Source organism: Lachnoclostridium sp. MSJ-17 (assembly GCF_018918205.1).
Taxonomy (GTDB): domain Bacteria; phylum Bacillota; class Clostridia; order Oscillospirales; family Acutalibacteraceae; genus Ruminococcoides.
Window position 1 is genome coordinate 1 of sequence record NZ_JAHLQB010000053.1, and the last position, 21,669, is coordinate 21,669.

The 21,669-nt window shown below is 41.2% G+C and carries 21 protein-coding genes; 11 read left to right on the forward strand and 10 right to left on the reverse strand.

Annotated elements, in window-relative coordinates:
* Positions 1 to 225: 225 nt before the first annotated feature.
* From KQI64_RS04645 to KQI64_RS04680, 8 genes are all read right to left on the reverse strand, one after another.
* Positions 226 to 1,932, reverse strand: a complete 1,707-nt coding sequence (locus KQI64_RS04645; RefSeq protein WP_216523565.1) for a recombinase family protein — start codon at positions 1,930 to 1,932, stop codon at positions 226 to 228.
* Entirely contained in the window at positions 1,907 to 2,164 is a 258-nt protein-coding gene (locus KQI64_RS04650; RefSeq protein ID WP_216523566.1) for a hypothetical protein, read from the reverse strand. The genes KQI64_RS04645 and KQI64_RS04650 overlap by 26 nt, the downstream gene beginning before the upstream one ends.
* Positions 2,164 to 3,015, reverse strand: coding sequence for a ParB/RepB/Spo0J family partition protein (locus KQI64_RS04655; protein ID WP_216523567.1), 852 nt, complete (start codon positions 3,013 to 3,015; stop codon positions 2,164 to 2,166). Before KQI64_RS04655 ends, KQI64_RS04650 begins: the two co-directional genes overlap by 1 nt.
* Positions 3,012 to 4,406: a relaxase/mobilization nuclease domain-containing protein gene (locus tag KQI64_RS04660; RefSeq protein WP_216523568.1), complete on the reverse strand. Its 1,395-nt coding sequence runs from the start codon at positions 4,404 to 4,406 to the stop codon at positions 3,012 to 3,014. Before KQI64_RS04660 ends, KQI64_RS04655 begins: the two co-directional genes overlap by 4 nt.
* Complete coding sequence (locus KQI64_RS04665) at positions 4,367 to 4,723, reverse strand: plasmid mobilization protein (RefSeq protein WP_216523569.1); 357 nt, start codon at positions 4,721 to 4,723, stop codon at positions 4,367 to 4,369. Before KQI64_RS04665 ends, KQI64_RS04660 begins: the two co-directional genes overlap by 40 nt.
* A gap of 252 nt (positions 4,724 to 4,975) precedes the next feature.
* Complete coding sequence (locus tag KQI64_RS04670) at positions 4,976 to 5,308, reverse strand: hypothetical protein (RefSeq protein WP_216523570.1); 333 nt, start codon at positions 5,306 to 5,308, stop codon at positions 4,976 to 4,978.
* The gene (locus KQI64_RS04675; protein WP_216523571.1) at positions 5,292 to 6,227 is read right to left on the reverse strand and encodes a ParM/StbA family protein; all 936 of its coding nucleotides are present in this window, start codon (positions 6,225 to 6,227) and stop codon (positions 5,292 to 5,294) included. Before KQI64_RS04675 ends, KQI64_RS04670 begins: the two co-directional genes overlap by 17 nt.
* A gap of 4 nt (positions 6,228 to 6,231) precedes the next feature.
* The gene (locus tag KQI64_RS04680) at positions 6,232 to 6,468 is read right to left on the reverse strand and encodes a cysteine-rich VLP protein (protein ID WP_216523572.1); all 237 of its coding nucleotides are present in this window, start codon (positions 6,466 to 6,468) and stop codon (positions 6,232 to 6,234) included.
* Between the two features lie 97 nt (positions 6,469 to 6,565).
* Between KQI64_RS04680 and KQI64_RS04685 the strand changes: the two genes are divergently transcribed.
* The 11 genes from KQI64_RS04685 to KQI64_RS04735 all read left to right on the forward strand — a co-directional run bounded on the left by KQI64_RS04685 (position 6,566) and on the right by KQI64_RS04735 (position 20,816).
* Positions 6,566 to 7,876, forward strand: coding sequence for a DUF6076 domain-containing protein (locus KQI64_RS04685; protein WP_330622997.1), 1,311 nt, complete (start codon positions 6,566 to 6,568; stop codon positions 7,874 to 7,876).
* 182 nt (positions 7,877 to 8,058) lie between these two features.
* Positions 8,059 to 8,751 carry a hypothetical protein gene (locus KQI64_RS04690; protein ID WP_216523573.1) on the forward strand — a complete coding sequence of 231 codons (693 nt, stop codon included), beginning with the start codon at positions 8,059 to 8,061 and terminating at the stop codon, positions 8,749 to 8,751.
* An 86-nt stretch (positions 8,752 to 8,837) separates the two neighbouring features.
* Positions 8,838 to 9,047 carry a helix-turn-helix domain-containing protein gene (locus KQI64_RS04695; protein WP_216523574.1) on the forward strand — a complete coding sequence of 70 codons (210 nt, stop codon included), beginning with the start codon at positions 8,838 to 8,840 and terminating at the stop codon, positions 9,045 to 9,047.
* Between the two features lie 50 nt (positions 9,048 to 9,097).
* Positions 9,098 to 11,857, forward strand: coding sequence for a type I restriction-modification system subunit M (locus tag KQI64_RS04700; protein ID WP_216523575.1), 2,760 nt, complete (start codon positions 9,098 to 9,100; stop codon positions 11,855 to 11,857).
* Positions 11,850 to 13,040 (forward strand): restriction endonuclease subunit S, encoded by a 1,191-nt coding sequence (locus tag KQI64_RS04705; RefSeq protein WP_216523576.1) that lies wholly within the window; start codon positions 11,850 to 11,852, stop codon positions 13,038 to 13,040. The genes KQI64_RS04700 and KQI64_RS04705 overlap by 8 nt, the downstream gene beginning before the upstream one ends.
* A 15-nt stretch (positions 13,041 to 13,055) precedes the next feature.
* Entirely contained in the window at positions 13,056 to 16,145 is a 3,090-nt protein-coding gene (locus tag KQI64_RS04710) for an HsdR family type I site-specific deoxyribonuclease (protein ID WP_216523577.1), read from the forward strand.
* Positions 16,146 to 16,184: 39 nt separating this feature from the next.
* The gene (locus KQI64_RS04715; protein WP_216523578.1) at positions 16,185 to 16,748 is read left to right on the forward strand and encodes an SLATT domain-containing protein; all 564 of its coding nucleotides are present in this window, start codon (positions 16,185 to 16,187) and stop codon (positions 16,746 to 16,748) included.
* Positions 16,745 to 17,554, forward strand: a complete 810-nt coding sequence (locus KQI64_RS04720; protein WP_216523579.1) for an SMODS domain-containing nucleotidyltransferase — start codon at positions 16,745 to 16,747, stop codon at positions 17,552 to 17,554. Before KQI64_RS04715 ends, KQI64_RS04720 begins: the two co-directional genes overlap by 4 nt.
* A 40-nt stretch (positions 17,555 to 17,594) precedes the next feature.
* On the forward strand, positions 17,595 to 18,548 hold the full coding sequence (locus KQI64_RS04725) for a hypothetical protein (protein WP_216523580.1): 954 nt from the start codon (positions 17,595 to 17,597) through the stop codon (positions 18,546 to 18,548).
* Positions 18,549 to 18,554: 6 nt separating this feature from the next.
* Positions 18,555 to 19,409, forward strand: a complete 855-nt coding sequence (locus tag KQI64_RS04730; protein ID WP_216523581.1) for a KilA-N domain-containing protein — start codon at positions 18,555 to 18,557, stop codon at positions 19,407 to 19,409.
* 471 nt (positions 19,410 to 19,880) lie between these two features.
* Positions 19,881 to 20,816, forward strand: coding sequence for a hypothetical protein (locus KQI64_RS04735; protein ID WP_216523582.1), 936 nt, complete (start codon positions 19,881 to 19,883; stop codon positions 20,814 to 20,816).
* 71 nt (positions 20,817 to 20,887) lie between these two features.
* Here KQI64_RS04735 and KQI64_RS04740 read toward each other — a convergent pair whose 3' ends face one another.
* Positions 20,888 to 21,244, reverse strand: coding sequence for a TnpV protein (locus tag KQI64_RS04740; RefSeq protein ID WP_216523583.1), 357 nt, complete (start codon positions 21,242 to 21,244; stop codon positions 20,888 to 20,890).
* Between the two features lie 3 nt (positions 21,245 to 21,247).
* On the reverse strand, positions 21,248 to 21,427 hold the full coding sequence (locus KQI64_RS04745) for a hypothetical protein (RefSeq protein WP_216523584.1): 180 nt from the start codon (positions 21,425 to 21,427) through the stop codon (positions 21,248 to 21,250).
* Between the last annotated feature and the right edge of the window lie 242 nt (positions 21,428 to 21,669).

The window sequence follows — 21,669 nt, forward strand, 5'->3', positions numbered from 1 at the left end:
CCGAAGAGCAATTTTTTCGGAACAGAAACCACTATATGTTGTGTTATGGAAACATTCTCAGACTATTATATCTCTTTGGGACCAGGATGTCGGGGGTTCAAGTCCCTTCACTCCGACCAGTATGAGTGTTCATAACGGATTTACGTTATGGACACTCATTCTTTTATTCAATTTCATCCGATTTGTATGTGGTGAGCAGATTGATGTGCCTGCTCACCTTTTGTCTTATGCGGATTTTGCTTTTGGGATATACTCCACGTCTACGCCTTTTCGGGTGTTGGCTTTGTAGTTCTCGTTCTCTGATGACGGTAGCTCCAAGTAGCCGACAAAGCGATAATAGATTACAATGCGTTGAGTATAATTCTTTTTTCCACCTTCCTTTTCGTACACGTCAATGTGGTCGATAAGCTCTCTGAGCATTGGCGCAGTGAGAGTTTCCATCTCCATAAATTTACGGACAGCTTTAAGGAAATCGTCCTTGTTTTGCTCCATTTCGCTGATTTTGGCAAGGCGTTCCTTGTATTCGAATATCTTTGTTTTCAGTTCAAGGCGTTCAACCTCATATTTGTGCGACAGCTCCATATACATCTCGTCGCTCAACTTGCCGGATACATTGTCCTCGTAGGTTTTGGCGAAAAGCGAAGTAATCATTTCGTTACGAGCGGTTGCCCGATTTAGCTCGGTTTCCAAGTTTTTCTGTTCCGCCAACATATCGGCATTGGTTTTCTCAGCGAGGAGCTTTGCGAATTCTTCCTCGTGAGATTCCAGATACTTTGCCAAACGACGGAGTTCTAACATCACCACCTGCTCAATGGCATCAGCTCGGATATAATGGCGGGATTCACAGTTACCACGGGTATCTTTCTTATAGTTGGAACAGCTAAAGAAATGGATTTCCTTGTTAGTGGTATTCGTGTGATACCATAGCTTACTGCCGCAATCGGCACAATAAAGAAAATCGCAAAACATATTCTTCTCGCCGTTCTCCTTTTTAGGAGCACGGCGCTTTGTCTTTACGACAAGCGTTTGCAGCAACTCAAAATCATCACGGTTAATAATCGGCTCGTGAACGTCCTTGAAAATCACCCAGTTTTCTTTAGGATTATCGTAGCGTTTCTTATTCTTGTATGATTTGGAATAAGTCTTGAAGTTGATGATATCGCCGCAATACTCCTGCTGAGTGAGAATTTTGGTGATAGTGGTTTTGCACCACTTGTATTTGTTAGGCTGTGTTACCTTACCGCCTTTTCGGATACCCTTTTCTTGCCAATATGCCATAGGAATCAGAACCTTGCGCTCTTGCAAAATACGGGCTATTGTTTCGTTACTCTTGCCTTCAAGCGCCATTTTGAAGATGTCACGAACGACCTGCGCTGCTTCTGGATCAATAACCCACTTCTTAGGATTATCGGGAGATTTAATATATCCATAAGGCGGCGGAGCTAACGGCTCGCCTGTGCTGCCACGAATACGATAGGACGACCGGCATTTCTTGCTGATGTCCCTTGCGTAAAACTCGTTCAATACATTCTTGAACGGCGCAATTTCGCTTTCGCCTTCGTCGCTGTCTATATTGTCGTTGACAGCGATAAAGCGAATATCTCTATCGGGGAAATAGGTATCCATATAGTATCCGACCATATCATATCGACGTCCGAGACGGGACAGGTCTTTGACTATAACGGTTGAGATATATCCGAGGTCAATGTCCTCAATCATCTTCTGAAAACCGGGACGCTCGAAATTTGTACCTGTATAGCCATCGTCAACATAATATCGGGTATTGCTAAGTCCATTTTCCTTTGCGAATCGTTTTAATAATTTCTTTTGATTGGCAACCGAGTTACTGTCACCTTCCACGCCATCATCACGGGATAGGCGGCAGTACAAGGCGGTAATGCCTGCCTTATCCTGTTTCTTTTTCGACTGCAATGTTGTCCTCCTTTCCGACAGCCGAACACACATTTTCTGCTGTCATTGTATCGTTTTCCTCAGTGATTATCAAATGTGCAAAATCACTGTTTATTATCTTTTTAACGCAGGACGGAAAAGAGGTGTTGTCCTCTTTTCGTCCGGTGTGCTTGAATGCCGCCGACACTATGTAGGTAGCGCCATTGACTTTGTATTCCTGTTCTTCGCCATAAAGTGATTGAATAATACTCATTATCGTTCCTCCCTGTTTCTGTTTCGCTGACGGCGGCGATAGTCGTCCTCAATCAGCTTGATTATTTTGCGTTCAATATCTCTCGGGGTGTAGCTTTTCGGAAAGAATTTAGTCAGCTTTTCAATTTGAAAACTGATTTTCTCTCGCTGATTAGGCTTTTCCTCGGAGATAATTCGCTCTATTGTTTCGCTGTCAAGTTTACCTGACTGAGAGAGCTTTTTCATTTGGATTGCCTGTGAGAGCGAGGGAGTTTTGTCCTCCAACTCGATAGCTTCAAACAAATCCTGCTGCTCATTTTCGGTTAGATATGACAGCTCCACGCCTACGGAAAAGGCTATGCGCTGTTCGTCAACCATAGTAAGGATTTCGGGGATAAGGTGAGTTAAGCGGATATATCTCCTGACTTGTTCTCTACTTTCTCCGTTTTGTTCACCGACAATCTCGCTTGTGCGCAACTTTGACACAACTTGTGTAGAAGTTAAGTCCGAGCGTTTACCTTGTCTTTTCATAGCTTCAAGTTTCATTTTATAGGCAAACGCCTTTTCCGATGGGAGGAGACGTTCACGGTGAAGATTGCTGTCCACGAGCATTACAGCTGCTTCATCACGGCTCACGGGACGAATAAAGGCAGGAACTTCTGTGAGCCCTGCCTTCTGCGCCGCACGGAAGCGGCGATGTCCCGATATTATTTCGTATTCGTCTGTTGTATCCTCTAACGGGCGCACGATCAGCGGCGTCATAATGCCTTGCTGCTGAACGCTCTCAATGAGGCTGTTCATTTCATCGTTGTCGAGCACCTGATACGGGTGGTCTCGGAATTCGTGTAATTTGTTGATTGATATATTGGTCATCGTTCATAACTCCTTTGTTTAGTTTTATTTTGGTGATAATATTTGTACTTGTATCTGCCTTGCTCCAGCTGCTTTTCCTGTTCGATCAAAGCACGGAGTCGAGGCACTTTGTTTTCAATGCGCTCGCAGATGATGAGCTGCTTGCGCAAGGGTGTTAGCTTCTTTGTGATTTCTTTGCATTGTTCTTTTAGAGAATTATCTTCTTCGGGCGTTTTCGCCCTGCGGATTCGGTTGCGGATATGCTGCCGCTCGGTTTCATAGGCTTTGATTTGCTCAGTGATTTCCTTTCGGCAAGATACAAAATCCTCTGCGCATTCCACATTGTGGTCACGGAGGAAATGATATTCTTCAAGCGTTCGGTCGAGATTTCTGATTTCTGCCCGCAGCTCAGGTGATACCGGACGGTAATCACGCTTTTGGACATTGTTACCCGTTATGAGCTTTGCAATCGTGATAATCAGGTCGAACAGCGCCGTAATAACATCGGGCTCTGTTCTTTTTTCAAAATCTCTGATTCTCAATATCAGCGGTTGGCGCTGATAATACGATTTCGGCGTATAGAAATCAACAAAGTATTTATCCTCACGCTGAGATTGCAGCCGTCTGAGTATCGCTTCTCTTGAATAATCCTTGCCGAGACTGCTTAACCTGACAGGTTTCAGCCAGTCGGGAGCGATCACGGAAGGATGTTGATATTTAAAAGTCCGCACAAACTGATAGCCGAGCGAACGCAGATATAATTCAAAATCAAACGGCTTGATCGTACAGGCTAACGCTTCATCGACGTCGTGACGCAGCATATCCTTGTGTGGTATTCGTCCACTCTTGCGTACCCAATATGCCTTGTCGCCGCCGTAGAACGGAGCGTTTTCAATCACGGATTTGCCGTATTCACGACAGACTTCGTCGGAAATCTCACGCAGCTTGTAGTGGTCGGAAATATGGTTTTCAAATTTACGCCCTGTGCGGAAGGACACGCTGTTAACGACAATGTGATTATGCAGGTGATCGGTATTCAGATGCGTCGTCACAACAATCTCATAATCGTCGCCCCACATACGCTTGGCGGTTTCTATGCCGATATGGTGCGCTTCTTCGGGTGTGACTTCTCCTGCCTGAAAGCTCTGATAACCGTGATAAGCCACATTGCCGCCGAGTTTACCGTAACGCCGCTTGGTAGTCATCATCTGCTCGTAGGCTCGCTTCTTCGTGCAGTTGATTCCGCTGACATACATCGTCTGGTCTGTCTTGTCGCTGTTCTCAACGTAATTGAGTGTGGCGGCTAAATCATCATCAAGATATTTGCGCTCGATAGTTTTGTCAGGGTTCTGAGCGTAATTGATAACATCCTTTAGCCGTCCTTTGACGGGCCAGAAGCCGGTGGTTGCCATTCCGTCACCTCCTTTTGAATCTGCTTAGTGGTGGATTTGCCGGGCAGGATCAACTGAGTTTGTATTTGATTGACGGCTTCAAGCAACTGTTGTTCGACCTCAGGTGAAACATTATCTGCGACTTCATCACACAAACGGCACAGCGTTTGATTGAAATCAAAAAAGACGTCGGGTAGCACCGCTCTCGGTGCAAAACCCAACGCCCTTTGTCTGAGATATTCGGATTGCGATAAGCCGCAGCTTTCGGCAAGCCGGGCTATCTTGTTTTTCTCAGACTGCGTGACACGCAGCTCGATTCTTGCTTGTCTTTCGTTCAATAATATACCTTCTTTCATCGGGTGTTAGGGAGTCCCTAAAGATTTACAACAGCGTGGAGGCTGTTGTATTTGGAATTTGCCGTACAAATTCCCTGCTTGCTACAGTATAAGACAAACCCGCCCTGCAGTGATACAGGACGGATTTTGTTTGCCTTATACTGATAATAGTAATTTATCTTTTGATAGTTTACTTGTGCCGTCATCGTGATGGCAAGTTCATTCTTTATTCTGAAAAATGCCGTCATCGTGCCATCAATCAAACAGTTTAAGATCATCCAGAATATCCTGTTCAACTTCTTCCTGCTGTTCTGCGGTCAGTGCCGGAGCAGTTGATAAAGGTTGTGGAGTAAAGTTTGCTTCCGCAAAGCAAGCTCTCATTTCCTCACGTATGATACTTCGGATATCTTCCTCGTGCTGTTCACGGGTGATTGACTGTAAATCAACATATTCTGCAAGCGCTTCAATGATGAAGCTGTTGCGTGAATGGTATTTCTTAACGTCAAGCGTCTGCATAAACTCTGCAAGCGCACGTTCACGAGCATTAGTCAAATCAAAGCGTACCGTCATTTTATACACGTCCTTCATTCTTCGCCTCGGATCTCAGATAAACATCTGCGAGATATTCGTAACCTTTAGCGGCGGCACAGATATCGTCTATGAACTTTGTACGGTCGAGATTGCCGGGATAGAAATTATTGATCAGGCAACCGCCACCGCCGCAGACATAGAGCTTCATTGTGCTTTCATCGTAACCGTGTTCACGCAAACGACGGAAAATCTCGGCGACATATTCTTCCGCAATAGCGGTGATGATCTCCAAGTCGGAGTCGGGAATATCCGCCGTGCCTGTCCGCAGCACCTCGTCGATAAGATAGTCGTTCAGTTCACGGCGAGTTTTACGCATAAAGCCCTCACGAATGGCGAGCGTGCATTGATAAGTGCCAAACTTCTCGGTGAACATCTTACCGCTTTGCGGTTTTCCATTGACCAGATAAAGTGTGTTCATTGTGCCGTTGCCGATATCGGCTACCATACTCAGACCTTTGAGCGTGGATTTGATTGGAACAACAGCAGAATAGCCCTGCGGATAGATTTTTACATCACAGATTCGGATATGATAACTTACATTCCGAAAAGTGAACTCTACCTCCTTGTTTTTTGACAGGTAAGCGGCAAAATCCGCTTTCTGTCCGCTCGTCCAAGTTAAAGGCAAGCCTGCGGCGATAATCACATCCGCTTCGGTCAGTCCTTCGTCTGCAAGCTCGGTTGCGATAGCGGCGAGCGTGAGGATATAGTAATCCTCGTCGTTCTGCTTTTCGGGCAGAAACTCCTTGTGTCCTTCGCCAATCAGATAATACTTGCCGTTATAGGTAAGCATATCCTTTGTGAACAGCGGTTCGCTGTCGTGGGCAGTTATGCCGGTCTTGAAACAATGGTTTGCGGTTTTGATGTTGCCGTAACCGTGGTCGATACCGATAATCTTAAAATTGTTTAGTGTTTTCATAAAATCATCCTTTCAGTTTTTCGTTGTAGGCGAGTATGTCGCCGTAGAGTTTTGGGAAAGCAGGCAATACGTATTTCAAAAGATAGTTACAGTAAATGCCGTACCTGCTGATCAGCTGCACACAGCTGTGATCTTCGCCGCCGTCGAGTAACAGGCAGCTGTCGTCAACGCAGTTGCAGCACGAATGACAGACAATGCGGTTTACTCTGTCGGACAGCTCTTCGGTAATTTTCAGTACCATAGCTTGTACCTCCTTTCGTGTATTTTGGAGGGCTTTTCGTCCCTCTACTGTATTAAATACACGAAAATCCGAAAACTTAGGGTTTTAAGAAAACATAGTGAAAATCAAAAAGAAAACACTAAATAACGGCTTGAATACTGAACGATCAGAATTCAAGCCGATATTTTTATACTTTGGAAAACATAAATTTCAAAAAAATTTCAAAATTGGAGCAAAGGGCGTTTTATGGGACACCTATTTTGATAGACTTGATAGTGAGGAGGTGTTGATTATGGAAAAAATCAGTTTTTTCAGCGCCAATTTTCGTGACGGAAGAATACGGATCGGCAACATAACTTACTCTGCCGGTACGTTCGCTACGCACCTTTTGAACCAATACTATAAGGATGATACGGCGGCTCGGTTGGCTGTATACAAACAATACAGCTGGCATTTATACGATACGATCTCTTCCGGTTATCTTGATAACAACGACTTTTTGAAAGCGGGTTGGGAGATTCAGCAGATATTGCTGACCTTGCCCAAGCTGCAACCGTTCACTAAGCTGGATGTTGAAGCAGAGCGTATTAGAATATCTGAACTTTTTACAGAGGATAACGCAAACTTTATCCGAGAGTATTTCAATACAAAGGCTAAAATATTAGCTATGGGAATCAATGAATCTGCTTTGGATTTACTCCCGATTGAATTTGATAAAGTTCAGCAAAAAACAGCGGACAACCTACTTGATGATATGATGACAACGCTGACTTTTTATGATCGTATCAGCAACGATATGAGAGAAGCGTTTGAGGGATTAACCGAGTTCTGCGACAGACTTGACGAAGCTGAGCGCTTTGATGAGGCGCACTTGCTCCGGATAGCTCTGGATATATTCGGCAATGAAAAGCTTGATGTAACATCCGAATATGTCGCTATGCGAAAGACCGCTAAAAGCAAAACGATGGTTACAGCGAGAAGGATGTTTTTTAATAATTACTACAGCTTTGTTCTGACGGATTTCTTCGAGGGCTTGCACTACGGTCATTATCCGAGAAGGTGTCCTATCTGCAAGCGATATTTCCTGATGACTTCGGCAAGGCGGCAAGTATATTGCAACGGTATTGCACCTTATACGCTGAAAGGAAAATCAATTACCTGCCGAAAATATGCGGCGAGGATGAAGGAAAAGGAACTTTCCGAAGGCAATCCTATCAATCCTATTTATAAAAACCGCTGTTCTGCAATTCGTGTGGAACAAAAAAGAAGCACCATCACAGCAGAGTTTGCTGCGATGGCGCTGAAGGTTGCTAAAGAGTATTGGCAAAAAGCAAAGTATGACGATAACTACGCTAACGGTCAATTTAAAATGGATATGAAGCGTGAGAATTTGTACAGAGAAACGGGCAGGAGAATCAAGCAAAAGTGAGCCATATCGAGAAAAAAGAATTTGAAATTTACCGCTTTACGCCGCCACCGCCTGAATGGGATTTGCAGGAATGTATTCGTCAGTATATACAGAGCGGAGAAGACAAATATTTCTATTGGTTCCTACACTATTACGAGCCGACGCTTAACGAAAAGGCGAAGTCCTTTAGGAATAAATATTCAATGGAAGAGCACTTTGCCGATATAAAGCAAAGCCTTGTAGCAGGCTTGTGTAAGGCTCTGATTAACTACGATATTTCCATAGCTCCCTTTTTGCCGTATGCGCAGAGGTATATGGAGCGTGAGGTGCATAACTACATCCGCACAATGCGGACGGGCTATTCCGTGCAGAGCGAATTTGAATATGCCCGACTTCGTAAAGTGATGGATATTTTCAATCATTCAGGCGGTGAGTTTACGGAGGAAACCATTTCACAGGTCGCAACGCAAATCGGTGAAAGCTATGAGAAAACAAAGTCTATCATCGAGGGCGGTATTCTTACCGAAAACTATACGGATGTTCAGAGTAACGATGAGGATGATACAGGAACCACCGACTTTCTTCTGCCGGATTCCTCTCTCAATCCCGAAAATATCTATTTCAAGCAGGAACTATATGACAAGCTGTATGAAGCCTATGACAGCTTAGAATATACAGAAAAGATAATGCTCGCTCAACACCTCGGCTTTTGTCCTGAGTGTTTCAGCACTCGCTACGCTGACAAGAATGATTTAGGCGAAAACGGCAAACCGAAGGAAAAGCCAATCAAGCCGCTGCCCTATACCGACATCGCCACTGATCACGGGTTCAGTGATGCGGATACGGCAAAGAGGGTTTGCGAAACAGCCATTACAAAAATCAAATTTCTTGTCTGAAATTCATCAAATTTGATTGAGTTTTACAAAAAGCTGTGATATAATTTTCATATAATTATGAATTTTCTATCAAGGGGGTTGTGTTTGTGGCAGTAAGTTATAAAAAACTATGGAAATTGCTCATTGATAAAGATATGAAAAAAAGCGATCTTGAGCGTGAAGCAAAAATCACTCATTATTCTCTGAGTAAGCTTTCACAGAGCAAGGATGTTTCTACTGAAGTCTTAGGCAAAATATGCGAAACACTGAATTGCACGATAGACGACATTATGGAGTTCGTACCGGAAGAAAAATAATAGTTTCAACACAAATCATCTGCATTTGGTGCGATAAAAAGGAGTAAAAAATGAACAAACAGCAATTAGCGTCATTAATTTGGGATACCTGCAACGATATGCGTGGATCAATTTCTGCCGTTGAGTACAAGGATATTATTTTAGGTTTTATCTTCTACCGTTTTGTTTCCGAAAATGAGGTTTCTTACCTAAAGAAACAGGATTGGACTATGGAGATAATGGCAGAAGAACTGACGGAAGAAGATAGTGAAACCGTTCAGCAGTGCAAAGATCACCTCGGTTATTTTATCGCCTATAAAGACCTTTTCTCCACTTGGAACGATCACACGGCAACTTTTACGGTGTCTGATGTAACAGATGCCTTGAACGCATTTGTCAGAAACATCGGCAGCAATCCCGATCACCAAAAGCTTTTCAATGAGATTTTCAAATCCTTGTCTGAAAAGCTGAGCAAAATGGGTTCTATCAGCAATCAGACTTCTCATATCAAGAAAATCATAGAGATAGTCAGCCGTATTCCTATGGACGAAAAACAGGGCTATGATGTACTCGGATTTATCTATGAGTTCCTGTTGAAGAACTTTGCGTCCAACAGTAAGAAAGACGGAGAATTCTACACGCCGCACGAGATTTCGATACTGATGTCCGAAATCGTTGCTCATCATTTGCGTGACCGTGAGCAAATTAATATTCTCGATCCAACCAGCGGATCGGGTTCTCTGCTTATCAACATCGGTCAGAGCGTGCAAAAGTATTTGCAAGACAGCGGCAATATCACTTACTATGCGCAGGAACTGATTCAGGAAACCTTCAACCTGACTCGAATGAATCTTGTTATGCGCGGCATCAATCCGTCCAACATCAAAGTGCGCCGTGGTGATACGTTAGCGAACGACTGGCCGTATTTTGATGATAATGATGAAAACAGCTACGAGTATGTCCCTGTTGATTGTGTAGTATCTAATCCGCCGTATTCACATAAATGGGATGCAGATAATCACACGAACGATCCTCGTTATAAAGAGTACGGTATCGCTCCGGCTTCAAAGGCTGATTACGCTTTTCTATTGCACGATTTATACCATCTGAAAGATAACGGTATTATGTGTATCGTAATGCCGCACGGCGTTTTGTTCAGAGGTGGCTCCGAGAAAGATATTCGTACGCAGTTAATCGAAAACAATAATATCGAAGCAATTATCGGACTGCCGTCAAACTGCTTTTACGGCACCGGTATATCAACCATTATTATGGTGCTAAAAAAACACCGTGAAGCAAGCGACGTTTTAATTGTTGACGCATCAAAAGAGTTTTTTAAGGACGGCAACAAAAACCGCCTGTCCGGTCACCATATCAAAAAGATAGTTGATGCTGTTTTGAACAGAGAGAACATTCCGCATTTTGCATCTCTTGTTTCTAAACAAACGATTAAAGATAACGACTACAACCTCAACATTCCCCGATATGTTGAATCGGAGGAAAAAGTTCCTGTTGATTTACACGCAACTGTATTCGGCGGTATTCCGAATTACGAGGTAGAGCATCTAAAAAAGTATTGGGAAGCTTTTCCGTCATTATGTGACGAACTTTTTACACGCATTAATGAGCACACCTCAGAATTATCCTGTGATTCTGTCATAGAGGCAATTAGACAGAACGCTGATGTTATCGCATTTGAAGCGAGCTACAAAGAGGCTTTCCAGGCGCTGGAAGTTCAGCTCTATGAGCTTTTGATCGACAATCAGGTAGAAAGCGTTGCGGCTCTGAAAAAAGAAATCTCCAATCGTATTTTTGAACTATGTCAGCAATTCGGTATTGTGGACAAGTATCTTGTATATAAAGCCTTTGACGATGTTTGGGAACAAATCAGCCTTGATTTGGAAGCAATCCGTTTGCAGGGCTTTAACGCTGCACGGAGTGTAGAAGATATTGAGGTATATGATAAGAAAGAAAAAAAGGCTGTCAAAAAAGGAGAAGAAGGCAGAGTTATACCTTTCGTCCTGATTCAAAAACACCTTTTTGCCGATGAATTCACACAAATGGACAGTTTGAATAAAGAGCTGTCCGGCGCAACATCGGGATATGAATCCTTCTGGGAAGAACTGGACGATGAACTCAAGGAAGAACTGAAAAAGAAAGATGACGGCGATGAGCAGTCCGAAGCAAAGCTTGATACAAAGCAGCTAAGAGCAAAGTATCAGGAAGTTTTGGCAACGCTCTCTGACGATACAACGAAGATGTATGCGGAATATGCTGCGCTGAAGCCGAAGCAAAAGGTGGAGTTTCAGGAAAATCACCCGGAACTCGTTTGGCCCGATGATTCGGAAAAAGTTAAAAACGGCACCTATAAACAATCGGCTATCAATGCGATTGTTGAACAAATCAAAAACAACATCGAAATTGACGAGGAAGAAGATGATTATAAAATCCGTCATTTGTATCTCCTCGGTCAGCAGATTTCTGCTCTGAAAAAGCAAATAAAAGCGCTCAAAACCGACCTCGACAACAAAGCAAGAGAAGCGATTGTAAAGCTGTCTGACGATGAAATCAAAATGTTGCTGAAAGAAAAGTGGCTTACACCTGCGATGGAAAACATCAACGCCATTCCGAACGCCATTATTTCCGAATTGAACCGCTCCGTGAATGATATTATTGCCAAATACGACAATCCGATTCTTACTCTTGATACCGATATAGCAAAGACAGAAGAATCATTATCCTTAATGCTGAACGATTTAACAGGAGATGCTTTTGATATGGCGGCAATTCAGCAATTCAAGACACTGTTGGGAGGAAAAGAAAATGAATAATACTCCGGCAGTTAGATTTAAAGGATTTACGGAAGATTGGGAGCAGCGGAAGCTATCCGAAATGACAGCATATAGAAATGGTCGTGGTCACGAAGATAAACAATCTAATTCGGGGAAATATGAGCTAATCAATCTAAATTCTGTTTCAATTGATGGTGGATTAAAACCTTCCGGTAAGTTTATAGACGAATCAAATGATACGTTGTGCGTTGATGATTTAGTTATGGTTCTAAGTGATGTTGGTCATGGTGATTTACTGGGAAGAGTCGCCATTATACCTGAGAACAACAGGTTTGTGCTTAATCAGCGCGTTGCGCTTTTAAGACCAAATGATTCCGTATATTCAAGATTTTTATTAGTGTGCATAAACGCACATCAAAGTTATTTTAAATTGAACGGTGCAGGCTCATCACAGCTTAATATTTCAAAAGATGTTGTCGAGGATTTTGCTCCACATACTCCAGAAATTACGGAGCAAAAACTGATTGCACATTACTATTCTAACATTGACTACCTTATTACCCTTCATCAGCGCAAGTATGAGAAACTGGTAAACATCAAAAAATCTATGCTTTACAAAATGTTTCCACAAAACGGCAGCAAAGTACCCGAAATACGATTTGCGGGCTTTACCGGAGATTGGGAACAGCGGAAGCTCGGTGACTTGGCTATTTTTAATCCAAAAGAAGAACTGCCGAACGTTTTCGAGTATGTTGATTTAGAGTCAGTGGTAGGAACGGAAATGTTGACGCATAGGACGGAGTCGAAAAGAACAGCTCCTTCGAGAGCACAGCGTTTGGCTCAGGCTGGAGACCTTTTCTATCAGACCGTCAGGCCGTATCAAAAAAACAATTATCTGTTCGAAAAGCCTGATAAACACTATGTTTTCTCGACGGGATATGCTCAAATGCGCCCAATCGTGGATGGCAGATTCTTGCTTTGCCTCGTGCAGAATGACAGCTTCGTGAAGGTCGTTCTGGATAATTGTACCGGAACGAGCTACCCGGCAATCAATTCAAATGACCTGGCAGAAATCGAAGTGTATTCGTCCAGTAATCCCCAAGAACAGAAACAGATTGGAGATTTCTTCAAAGAGATTGACGACCTTATCACCCTTCATCAGCGCAAGCTGGAAAAACTAAAACAATTAAAAAAAGCAATGCTTCACAAAATGTTCGTGTAAGAAGCGGAGGCAACTATGTCATACAAAAACGAAACAGAATTTGAAAACGCCTTGATTGCCAAGCTGACGCAGCTCGACAATCAGTGGTCAAGAGAGATTCTGGAATATAAAACCGAAGAAGATCTGATTGAAAACTGGGCAAGAATCCTGTTCAGCAATAACAATACAACCGATAAGCTCAACGGCTGTCCGCTGACCAAAACGGAAATGGGACAAATCATATCCCAAATCAACGGCGAAACACCATTTGCAATTAATCGCCGATTGAACGGCAAATATATCTCTATCATTCGAGATAATTCCAAGGATACGCAGCACGTCGGAAAACGTGTTGACCTGTTTCTCTTTGATAAGGATGAGATCGCCGCAGGAAGAAGCGTATATCAGATCGCCCGTCAGCCGAAACTGCCTGTTTCGTCAGAAATTCTCGGCGACCGCAGAGGCGATTTGATGCTGTTAATCAACGGTATGCCGTTGTATCATATCGAGCTCAAAAACAATCCAGTGCCCGTTGAACAGGCGTGCAATCAAATCAGCAAATATATGCAGCACGGCGTATTTACGGGATTCTTCTCGCTTGTTCAAGTGTTTGTCGCAATGACGCCGACCGAAACACTGTACTTTGCGAATCCCGGACGTGAAAGGACTTTCAACTCCGACTACTATTTTCATTGGGGCGACTTCAACAATAAGCATATTGATAGCTGGGAAGAAGTTGCGGAAAAGTTTCTTTCCATTCCGATGGCGCACAGACTGATTGGTTACGGCACAATTGCGGACGGAACAGATAACATTCTCAAAGTAATGCGCAGTTATCAGTATCACGCTGCTTATAAAATCTATTCGCAGGTGGTCAAGCGAGTAGATTGGGATGATGACGGACAAAAGGGCGGCTATGTGTACCACACTACCGGCAGCGGTAAAACAATGACGAGCTTTAAGTGCGCACAGCTGATAAAGTCCTCCGGTAAAGTTGACAAGATTGTTTTCCTGATGGATCGTGACGAGCTTTGGAAACAAACTTATGATAATTATCGAAACTTCTCGGACTGTGATGATATTGAAGATACCGCTAACACCAACAGCCTGCTCTCAAAGCTGGAGAACGACACACCCGATTTGCTGATTGTTACATCCATTCAAAAGATGAGTAACCTGACAACCGTCAATCCTACTCCGAATGCGGCACGTATTGCAAAGGTGCAAAAGAAAAAACTGGTGTTTATCGTTGATGAAGCCCATCGTTCTACCTTCGGCACAATGCTCCGTGATATAAAGCTGACCTATCCGAGAGCAATGTTCTTTGGCTTTACAGGTACTCCTATTATGCAGGAGAACGCAGTTGACGGTATTACGACCGACGGCTTATTCGGCACGTGTCTGCACAAATATACAATCTCAGAAGGAATCAGAGATAAAAATGTTTTAGGGTTCAAGCCTTCAAAAGTCGTAACATTTGACGAGGAAGATTTCAGGGGAAAGGTTGCCTTAATGAAGCTCGGCAAAGATAGCGTCGAAGGTCTTACCGATGAAGAATTCAAAAAATATCACGCTCTTGCTTCCCGAGATATGGACAAGGTGGAAGCAGACGTCGGTAATAGTCTGTATGCTGACGGTGATACCGGAAAAGATCATCGTAAAAACGTGGTTCAGGATATTCTCAACAAATGGGAGCGAATCAGCTTCCGTGGTAAATTCCACTATATTCTTGCTACATCCTCAATCCGTGAAGCGATTGAATACTATCGTTTATTAAAAGACAACGATAAAGATTTGTTTGTCACTGCTGTTTTTGATCCGCATACAGATAATACAAGCGATGATATTTTCAAGGATAAGGCTGTAGAAGAAATCCTCATTGATTACAATAACCATTTCAACTTTAAGTTCACAGCCGGTGCTTATCGTCGGTTTAAAGATGATGTTTGCTATCGTCTTGCGCACAAAGAACCTTACAAGGATATCGACACAAGAAGAGAGGAAGCGGTTAATATCGTTATCGTTGTTAATCAGCTGCTTACCGGATTTGATTCAAAATGGATCAATACCTTATATCTGGACAAAGTGATTGATTACGAGCAGTATATTCAGGCTGTTTCAAGAACAAATCGTCTTAATGGTTATGAAAAGCAGTACGGAATCATCAAGTATTGCAGGAAGCCGTACACGATGGAGAAAAACGCAGAGGAAGCTCTGCGGCTCTATGCGGAAGCTGGTTATCAGGACGTTTATGTTCCATCTTTAGGACAGAACATCATCGGAATGAACAATGATTACCAGAGCATCATCAAGCTGTTCGAGAAAAACGGTATTGAGCATTTCAGTAAGCTCCCCGACAATCAGGGCGACATTAAGCTGTTTGCTGACTTGTTCAATAATATCAGCAACTACTATTATCGCTCTATTCCTCAGCTTTTTACTTGGACGAAGAGAACTTATATCACAGAGGATGCCGGAGAGGTAACGGTTGACCTCGATGAAAGAACATACGAAATTCTTCATCAAAGATACAGCGAAATACCGAGGACTGTTCAGCCCGGCGGCGATATGATATATGATATTAAGGCTTTTCTTACCGAGGTATCATCAAATGAGATTAACCGTGCGTTTATGGAATCTCAGTTTGCCGAAGTATTGAAAGACCTTTCCAATGGCGCAAAACCGGAAGAAATCAAGGCATTGCTTGATGATTTAAAATCCAGCTTTGCTCAATTGCCGGCAGAGGATCAGATTACTGCCGAAGCTATTCTGGAAGATATTTATTCCGGTGCGCTCAAAGATTTTGATGAAGGTAAAACTCTTGCCGAGTACATCGAGATCTATAAGAGAAATACCCTAAAAGCAAATATCAAAGCATTCAGCGAGGCGTTTGGTTTTGACAAAGATAAGCTGGCAAGAATAATGGTTTTTCACTTGAAGGAAGAAAAGCTGTATGAAGGCGGACTTTTCGATCAGATAATGGAAACACTTGACCGTGCTAAAGCGAAGGAAACTATGGAAGCGCTCGAAAGCTGTGTTATCCGCCCGCATCGTGTAGTTCAAAAAGCAGAAGGATATCTGAAGAAGTTTATCCTGTCCGGCGGGGATATTAGCTTTATGAATTAAAAGCAGAAAAACACCTAATAGAGCAAGGAGGTTAACCTTATGCAAGATGATTACACAACACTTGAAGACTTGGTTAGAACACAATATGCCAACGTTTTTTGGACTCACAAGATACAAGAAAAACAAGCAGAGATATATGAATCTCGTCACAAGTTGTTTTCTTGGATTAATATAATCTCTGCGTCGCTTACTTCTGCTGGTATTATTTCAATTGTTTTTGTTGATCAGTTTTGGATAAAGTTAGTTTCTGCTATTGTGTCTTTTGTTACCACAACAATAAGCGCTTTATTAGCGACTTTTGATTATAAGAACTTGGCAAAATCGAATAAAACCGCAGCTACGAAACTCGTATGTTATAGAAATGAATTATTATCACTGCTTGGGAGAATAAGAATTAAAGAAAAACCTACAAAAGAATTGTTTGATGAATTTGAAAATCTGCAAAGCAGTATACACGAAGCATATCTGGATGCTCCAAATACAACTAATCGTGCAGTTGCAAAGGCAGGAAAAGCTATCTATGAAAGTAAAGATGGCACATACTCTGACGAAGAAATTGATAGACTTTTACCCGATACACTAAAGAGGAGGAATATAAAGTGAGCTATCGCGTCGAAAAGCACGGAGAATTAATTCCGTCAGACACAAGAACAACCATTTCAACTCGGTATAAAGCGATCACTAAAGCAATTAATGCTGAATTTTGGGATTCTCGGAGTGATTCAGCACATAGCTTTTACGTCGGTTCTTATGGACGAGGAACAGCAATTAATACCAGTGATGTTGATATTCTTGTCGAACTACCCGAAGATGAATACAATTGCCATAATGTTTATAAAGGAAATGGGCAGTCCAGATTATTGCAAGCAGTAAGAGAATCAATACTTAATACCTATCCTCGTTCAGATGTGCGAGCTGATGGGCAGGTGGTTAAAATCGCTTTTTCCGATGGTATGAAATTTGAAATACTACCTGCGTTTGCTACATATGGTTGGAATGGTATTATTTATAAATATCCTGACACAAATATGGGTGGAAATTGGCGTTCAACTAATCCAAAAGCAGAACAGGATGCTATGCGTGATAAAAACAAATCAAGCAATGGGCTATTATTTGACACCTGTAAACATATGAGATTTATTCGAGATAACTACTTTAAAAGTTACCATCTTTCCGGAATAGTTATTGATAGCTTTGTTTATTCTGCAATCAAGGACTGGAGATGGACGCCACCAGAAGATTCTTCATCCGCTGCTGAGCCAGGTGTGTATGAAAAAATACTTTATGATTATTATTTGTATAATCTGCGGTTCTCAAATACAATCAATGCTCCAGGCAGCAATGATAGCGTTAGTATTTCAAGCAGCAAAGATTGCTTAGGAAAAGTATTGTATAAAATGTGTGAATAGATCACGACTATCAACAGATAAGTAATAAGGAGGAAATAGATTGAAAAAAAGTGTCCTTGTAGGTAACGGAATAAATATTCAGTTTGGTGGCTATACGAACTATTCTGGACAAGCAATAATGCAAAGAGTCATTAACAATATCGCTAATGGAAAGTACAACCCGTTAGTCAATTATGAAATTAGCCAAGACGAAATGTTGGGAATTCTGGAAGGATTAGTTAATATAATTAATAAAGTAAAACGTGGTCAATTAACCCAATATGCAGATGGTTTGTTTTTTGTTTTGGAAATGGATAGAATAAAACGAACTTATCCAGATAATAGTACTATAACATCTGTTTTTCTTGAAGATTATTTCTTGGCCGCTGAAATATTCACTAATATGTACAAAGAAACGGACGGAGAAGAAAAAAGCGAGTTTTATAGAAAAAGCATCTTTGATTTTTTGCATTATATTATTGTTGACGGTATTTATAATGACGGTTTAATAAATGAGATACATAAAAACTATTCCAGCAAAATGGAGAGTTTTCTAAAAAAATATGATAATATCTTTACTGTTAATTATGATTATAATTTAGAAAGATTTCTTGCTGATCAAAAAAACATTTATCATCTTCACGGAGAGTTTGATAAACTTGCTCCAGAGTACGAAAACGATGATGGCTTAATTGATGAATTACGACACGTTTACAGTAATTCTATAATGAGTTGGTCTTGGCTAGATAAATATGGCGGATTAACTGTAACTCCGCTTGCTCAACCTTATAACAAATTCTGTAGTATTAATGGTGTTCTGGAAATAATTGGCTTAGCTCCAGCTAATGACGAACATTTGTTTATAGCTATTAACAATAATCCTAGTATTACGCATATAGTTTATTACTATTATGATGAGAATGATATTTCCGAAATCCCTCATCATATCAAAAAGTCTGTAAGTTTTAAAAAAGTTCAGAACTTATGGAGTGATTTATTGGATACGGAAGGGTAATTTGTTATGACAAAAGCAATCAAGAAAGATACCATTCACGCTGGTGGAATTGATATTGGTATCTACACAACCGATTTTAAAAATGAGTATATCTCACTCACGGATATAGCGAAATACAGAAGTATTCAACCTTCGATCACCATACATAACTGGCTTCGTGGCAGGGATGTAGTTGAATTTTTGGGGTTGTGGGAATCGTTGCATAATCCCGAGTTTAAACTTATCGAATTCGATAAGTTTAAAAAGGATGCCGGCTCCAATGCCTATGTGTTCTCTATCAAGGATTGGACGGACAATCTTGGAGCAATCGGTTTAAAATCGAAATCCGGTCGTTACGGCGGCATATATGCTCATATAGATATTGCCTTTGAGTTTGCGTCTTGGATTTCACCGGAGTTTAAGCTGTATATCATCAAAGATTACCAGCGATTGAAGTATGACGAGAACAGTCGATTATCATTAAGTTGGAATCTTAACAGAGAAGTAGCCAAGCTGAATTATCGTATCCATACAGACGCTATTCAAGAGCATTTAACGGTTCCTGAGTTGACTCAAAGTCAAAAGTCTTTCATCTACGCAAATGAAGCTGATATGCTAAATGTCGTGCTGTTTGGCCAAACTGCACGGGAATGGAAAAGCGAGAATCTAAATAAAAAAGGGAATATGCGTGACTATGCGTCCATACATCAATTGTTGGTGTTAGCGAATATGGAGAGTTATAACGCCATCCTTATTGGTCAAGGAATATCCCAGCCTGAAAGAATGGAAAAGCTGCACGATTTAGCTGCGCGTCAGTTGAATGTCTTAGACTCAGTGAATTTGGATGATTTACCGCAGTTACCCGATAGTAAAAAAATGTAGTCTGCCATTGTTTTCAAGAAAAGGCTGATGTAATTCAATTCAGAACCACAGCAGCCTTCGTGTTAGTTATAGATTATTTCAGCGTTCACAACTTCTCTCGCTCTTTGAGCGGCGTTATGCATCTTCTGCGCCTGTTCATTGATGTCGGCATGCTATTCGTTAGGTTTGCATTTAATGAGCAGGTCTGTATAGAGAACTTCGCCGAATACCCACCAAGGATTAACATAACCGAATGAATCTTTGCATTAGCGTGTATTTTTTGTTATTTGTAGAAAAAACGAAAAATAGTGTATAATATCATAAACCGAAATAATACATATATGAATAATGGGAAAATCGAATTCTTTCCATTCAATCAAAGCACGATTCTAAATTTACAAAATAATGATGAAACACAAACATATATTAGTATTTAACAGTATAAATAAAAGCAATATCAAATATACATATAGTTTTGGTAACACAGATGGTGTGGAATTAAGAATCTGTAAAAACGGATTTCAGATTACTGCCGAATTGACAAAAATATATGATAAAGAAGAAATGTTGTCGGGCAACACATATATGTTCCCTGATGCAATCCGTAAAGCTTTATTAATATATCTGCTTACTTATTCAAAAGGGCTAATAATCAAATCAATCACCTTCAAAATTGACGATGAAGAGGATACAATTGTATTTGACAACGAGCCCGTACCGCCGATATATTCTATGATAAAAGGCGATTTGGTTCGTGAATTACCGGAAGTATTTATAAATGAATCAGTAATTGAATATCTGCTTAACACGCCAAAGTCAAAGTATGACAGACGAATAGCATCATTATTCGCCTTTTTAACAAGCAAAAGCAAAATATATGAAACAGAGAGATTTATTTATTTGTGGACTTCGTTCAATGGTATTTACAGTTGGCTGTCCACTTATATAGCGGAAGCGAATGGTGTAGGCAGATACCGTAAAGAGTATAAGCAAATACTTGGGATTCAAAATTTTCTTTCTATCGGCAGCGATACAATTGTTGAAGGTGACAAAACTCGGATAGCGAATTCGGTTATTTCGATACTAAAAAACTATAGTGTCAGCGAGGCAAATCGTAGTTTTTTTCTTCAAGAAGATATCGCTAAGAGTATTGAGGACAAATTGCAAAAGGAAGACGGAAATATCTATAATTTATCTGCTTATGGATATTTGATAACACAGCTTTCCTATTATTTTCGCTGTAAAATTGTCCACGGAAGTAAACCAATGCTTTTGTTTGCGTATGCTGACGATTCGGAGCTGCATTGCTTACAGATATTAAATGAATTACTTGAAGAGTTCATTGATGGATTTCTTCCAAAATGCTTTGATAATGAGTATATTCATAATACGCTTATTCCAATAGTCCAAACTATCACACTAAAATAGTTAAAGCGTATATAAAATGCTGTTATGTAAAATCGCCAAGTGAAGGTGATTCCACTTGGCGATTGCACTAATTAATTGTAAATTAACTCTTTGTTAATAATCTCTGTAGCTCGATAGCGGATGCTATTCATACGCTTCACCCACATCATCTGATTATCTGCTTTGAGTTTCTCATTTAATCCTTCTTGCTTTGCAAGTTGATTTACTAACCGAAAGAACATATCCTCTGCCTGTTCGTCAATATCGGCAAGATAGGCGGTGAGTTTACAGCTCGTTAGAAGGTTAGTATAAATGATAGGATGATGATTTTTGAGGTATCGTAAATGCCGCCTACCCCAAATTCCGATTTCAACCTTTGGCTGTTCGGGCAATTTCAAATCGGGCAACAAGTAATCTCCCTGCTGTGTGTATGTAATCTTTGTCGCCATAATTCAGACCTCCTTGAACTTAATCTTCTTTACTTTATCTTTCGTGAGCTTGATTAACAGCTCGTCAATGACATCGGTATATTTGCTCCGTGAGATGAGGTCATTCCTCAAATCAATCAGGCTGTTGATGACCGTGCGCCGCTCATCGGGCGTTAAGTATATGTGATACTTTGAATTTTTCATTGTCAATTCCTCCTTGACTTAAATTTACATTCACATTATAGGAAGAAATTGAATAAATCACAAATGTGCGAGCGAGAAATGTGTGTAACTGCCGATAAAACCTGAATTTTCATAAGTCCGTTATGAACACTCGCACCATATTTCTTAAAGACATTTCCAAAATGTCTTTAAGAAATATCTTCAACAAGCAACGGATGAAGGGAATTGAAGGCGAGCGTTAAGAAAACGTCACGGTGTGACGT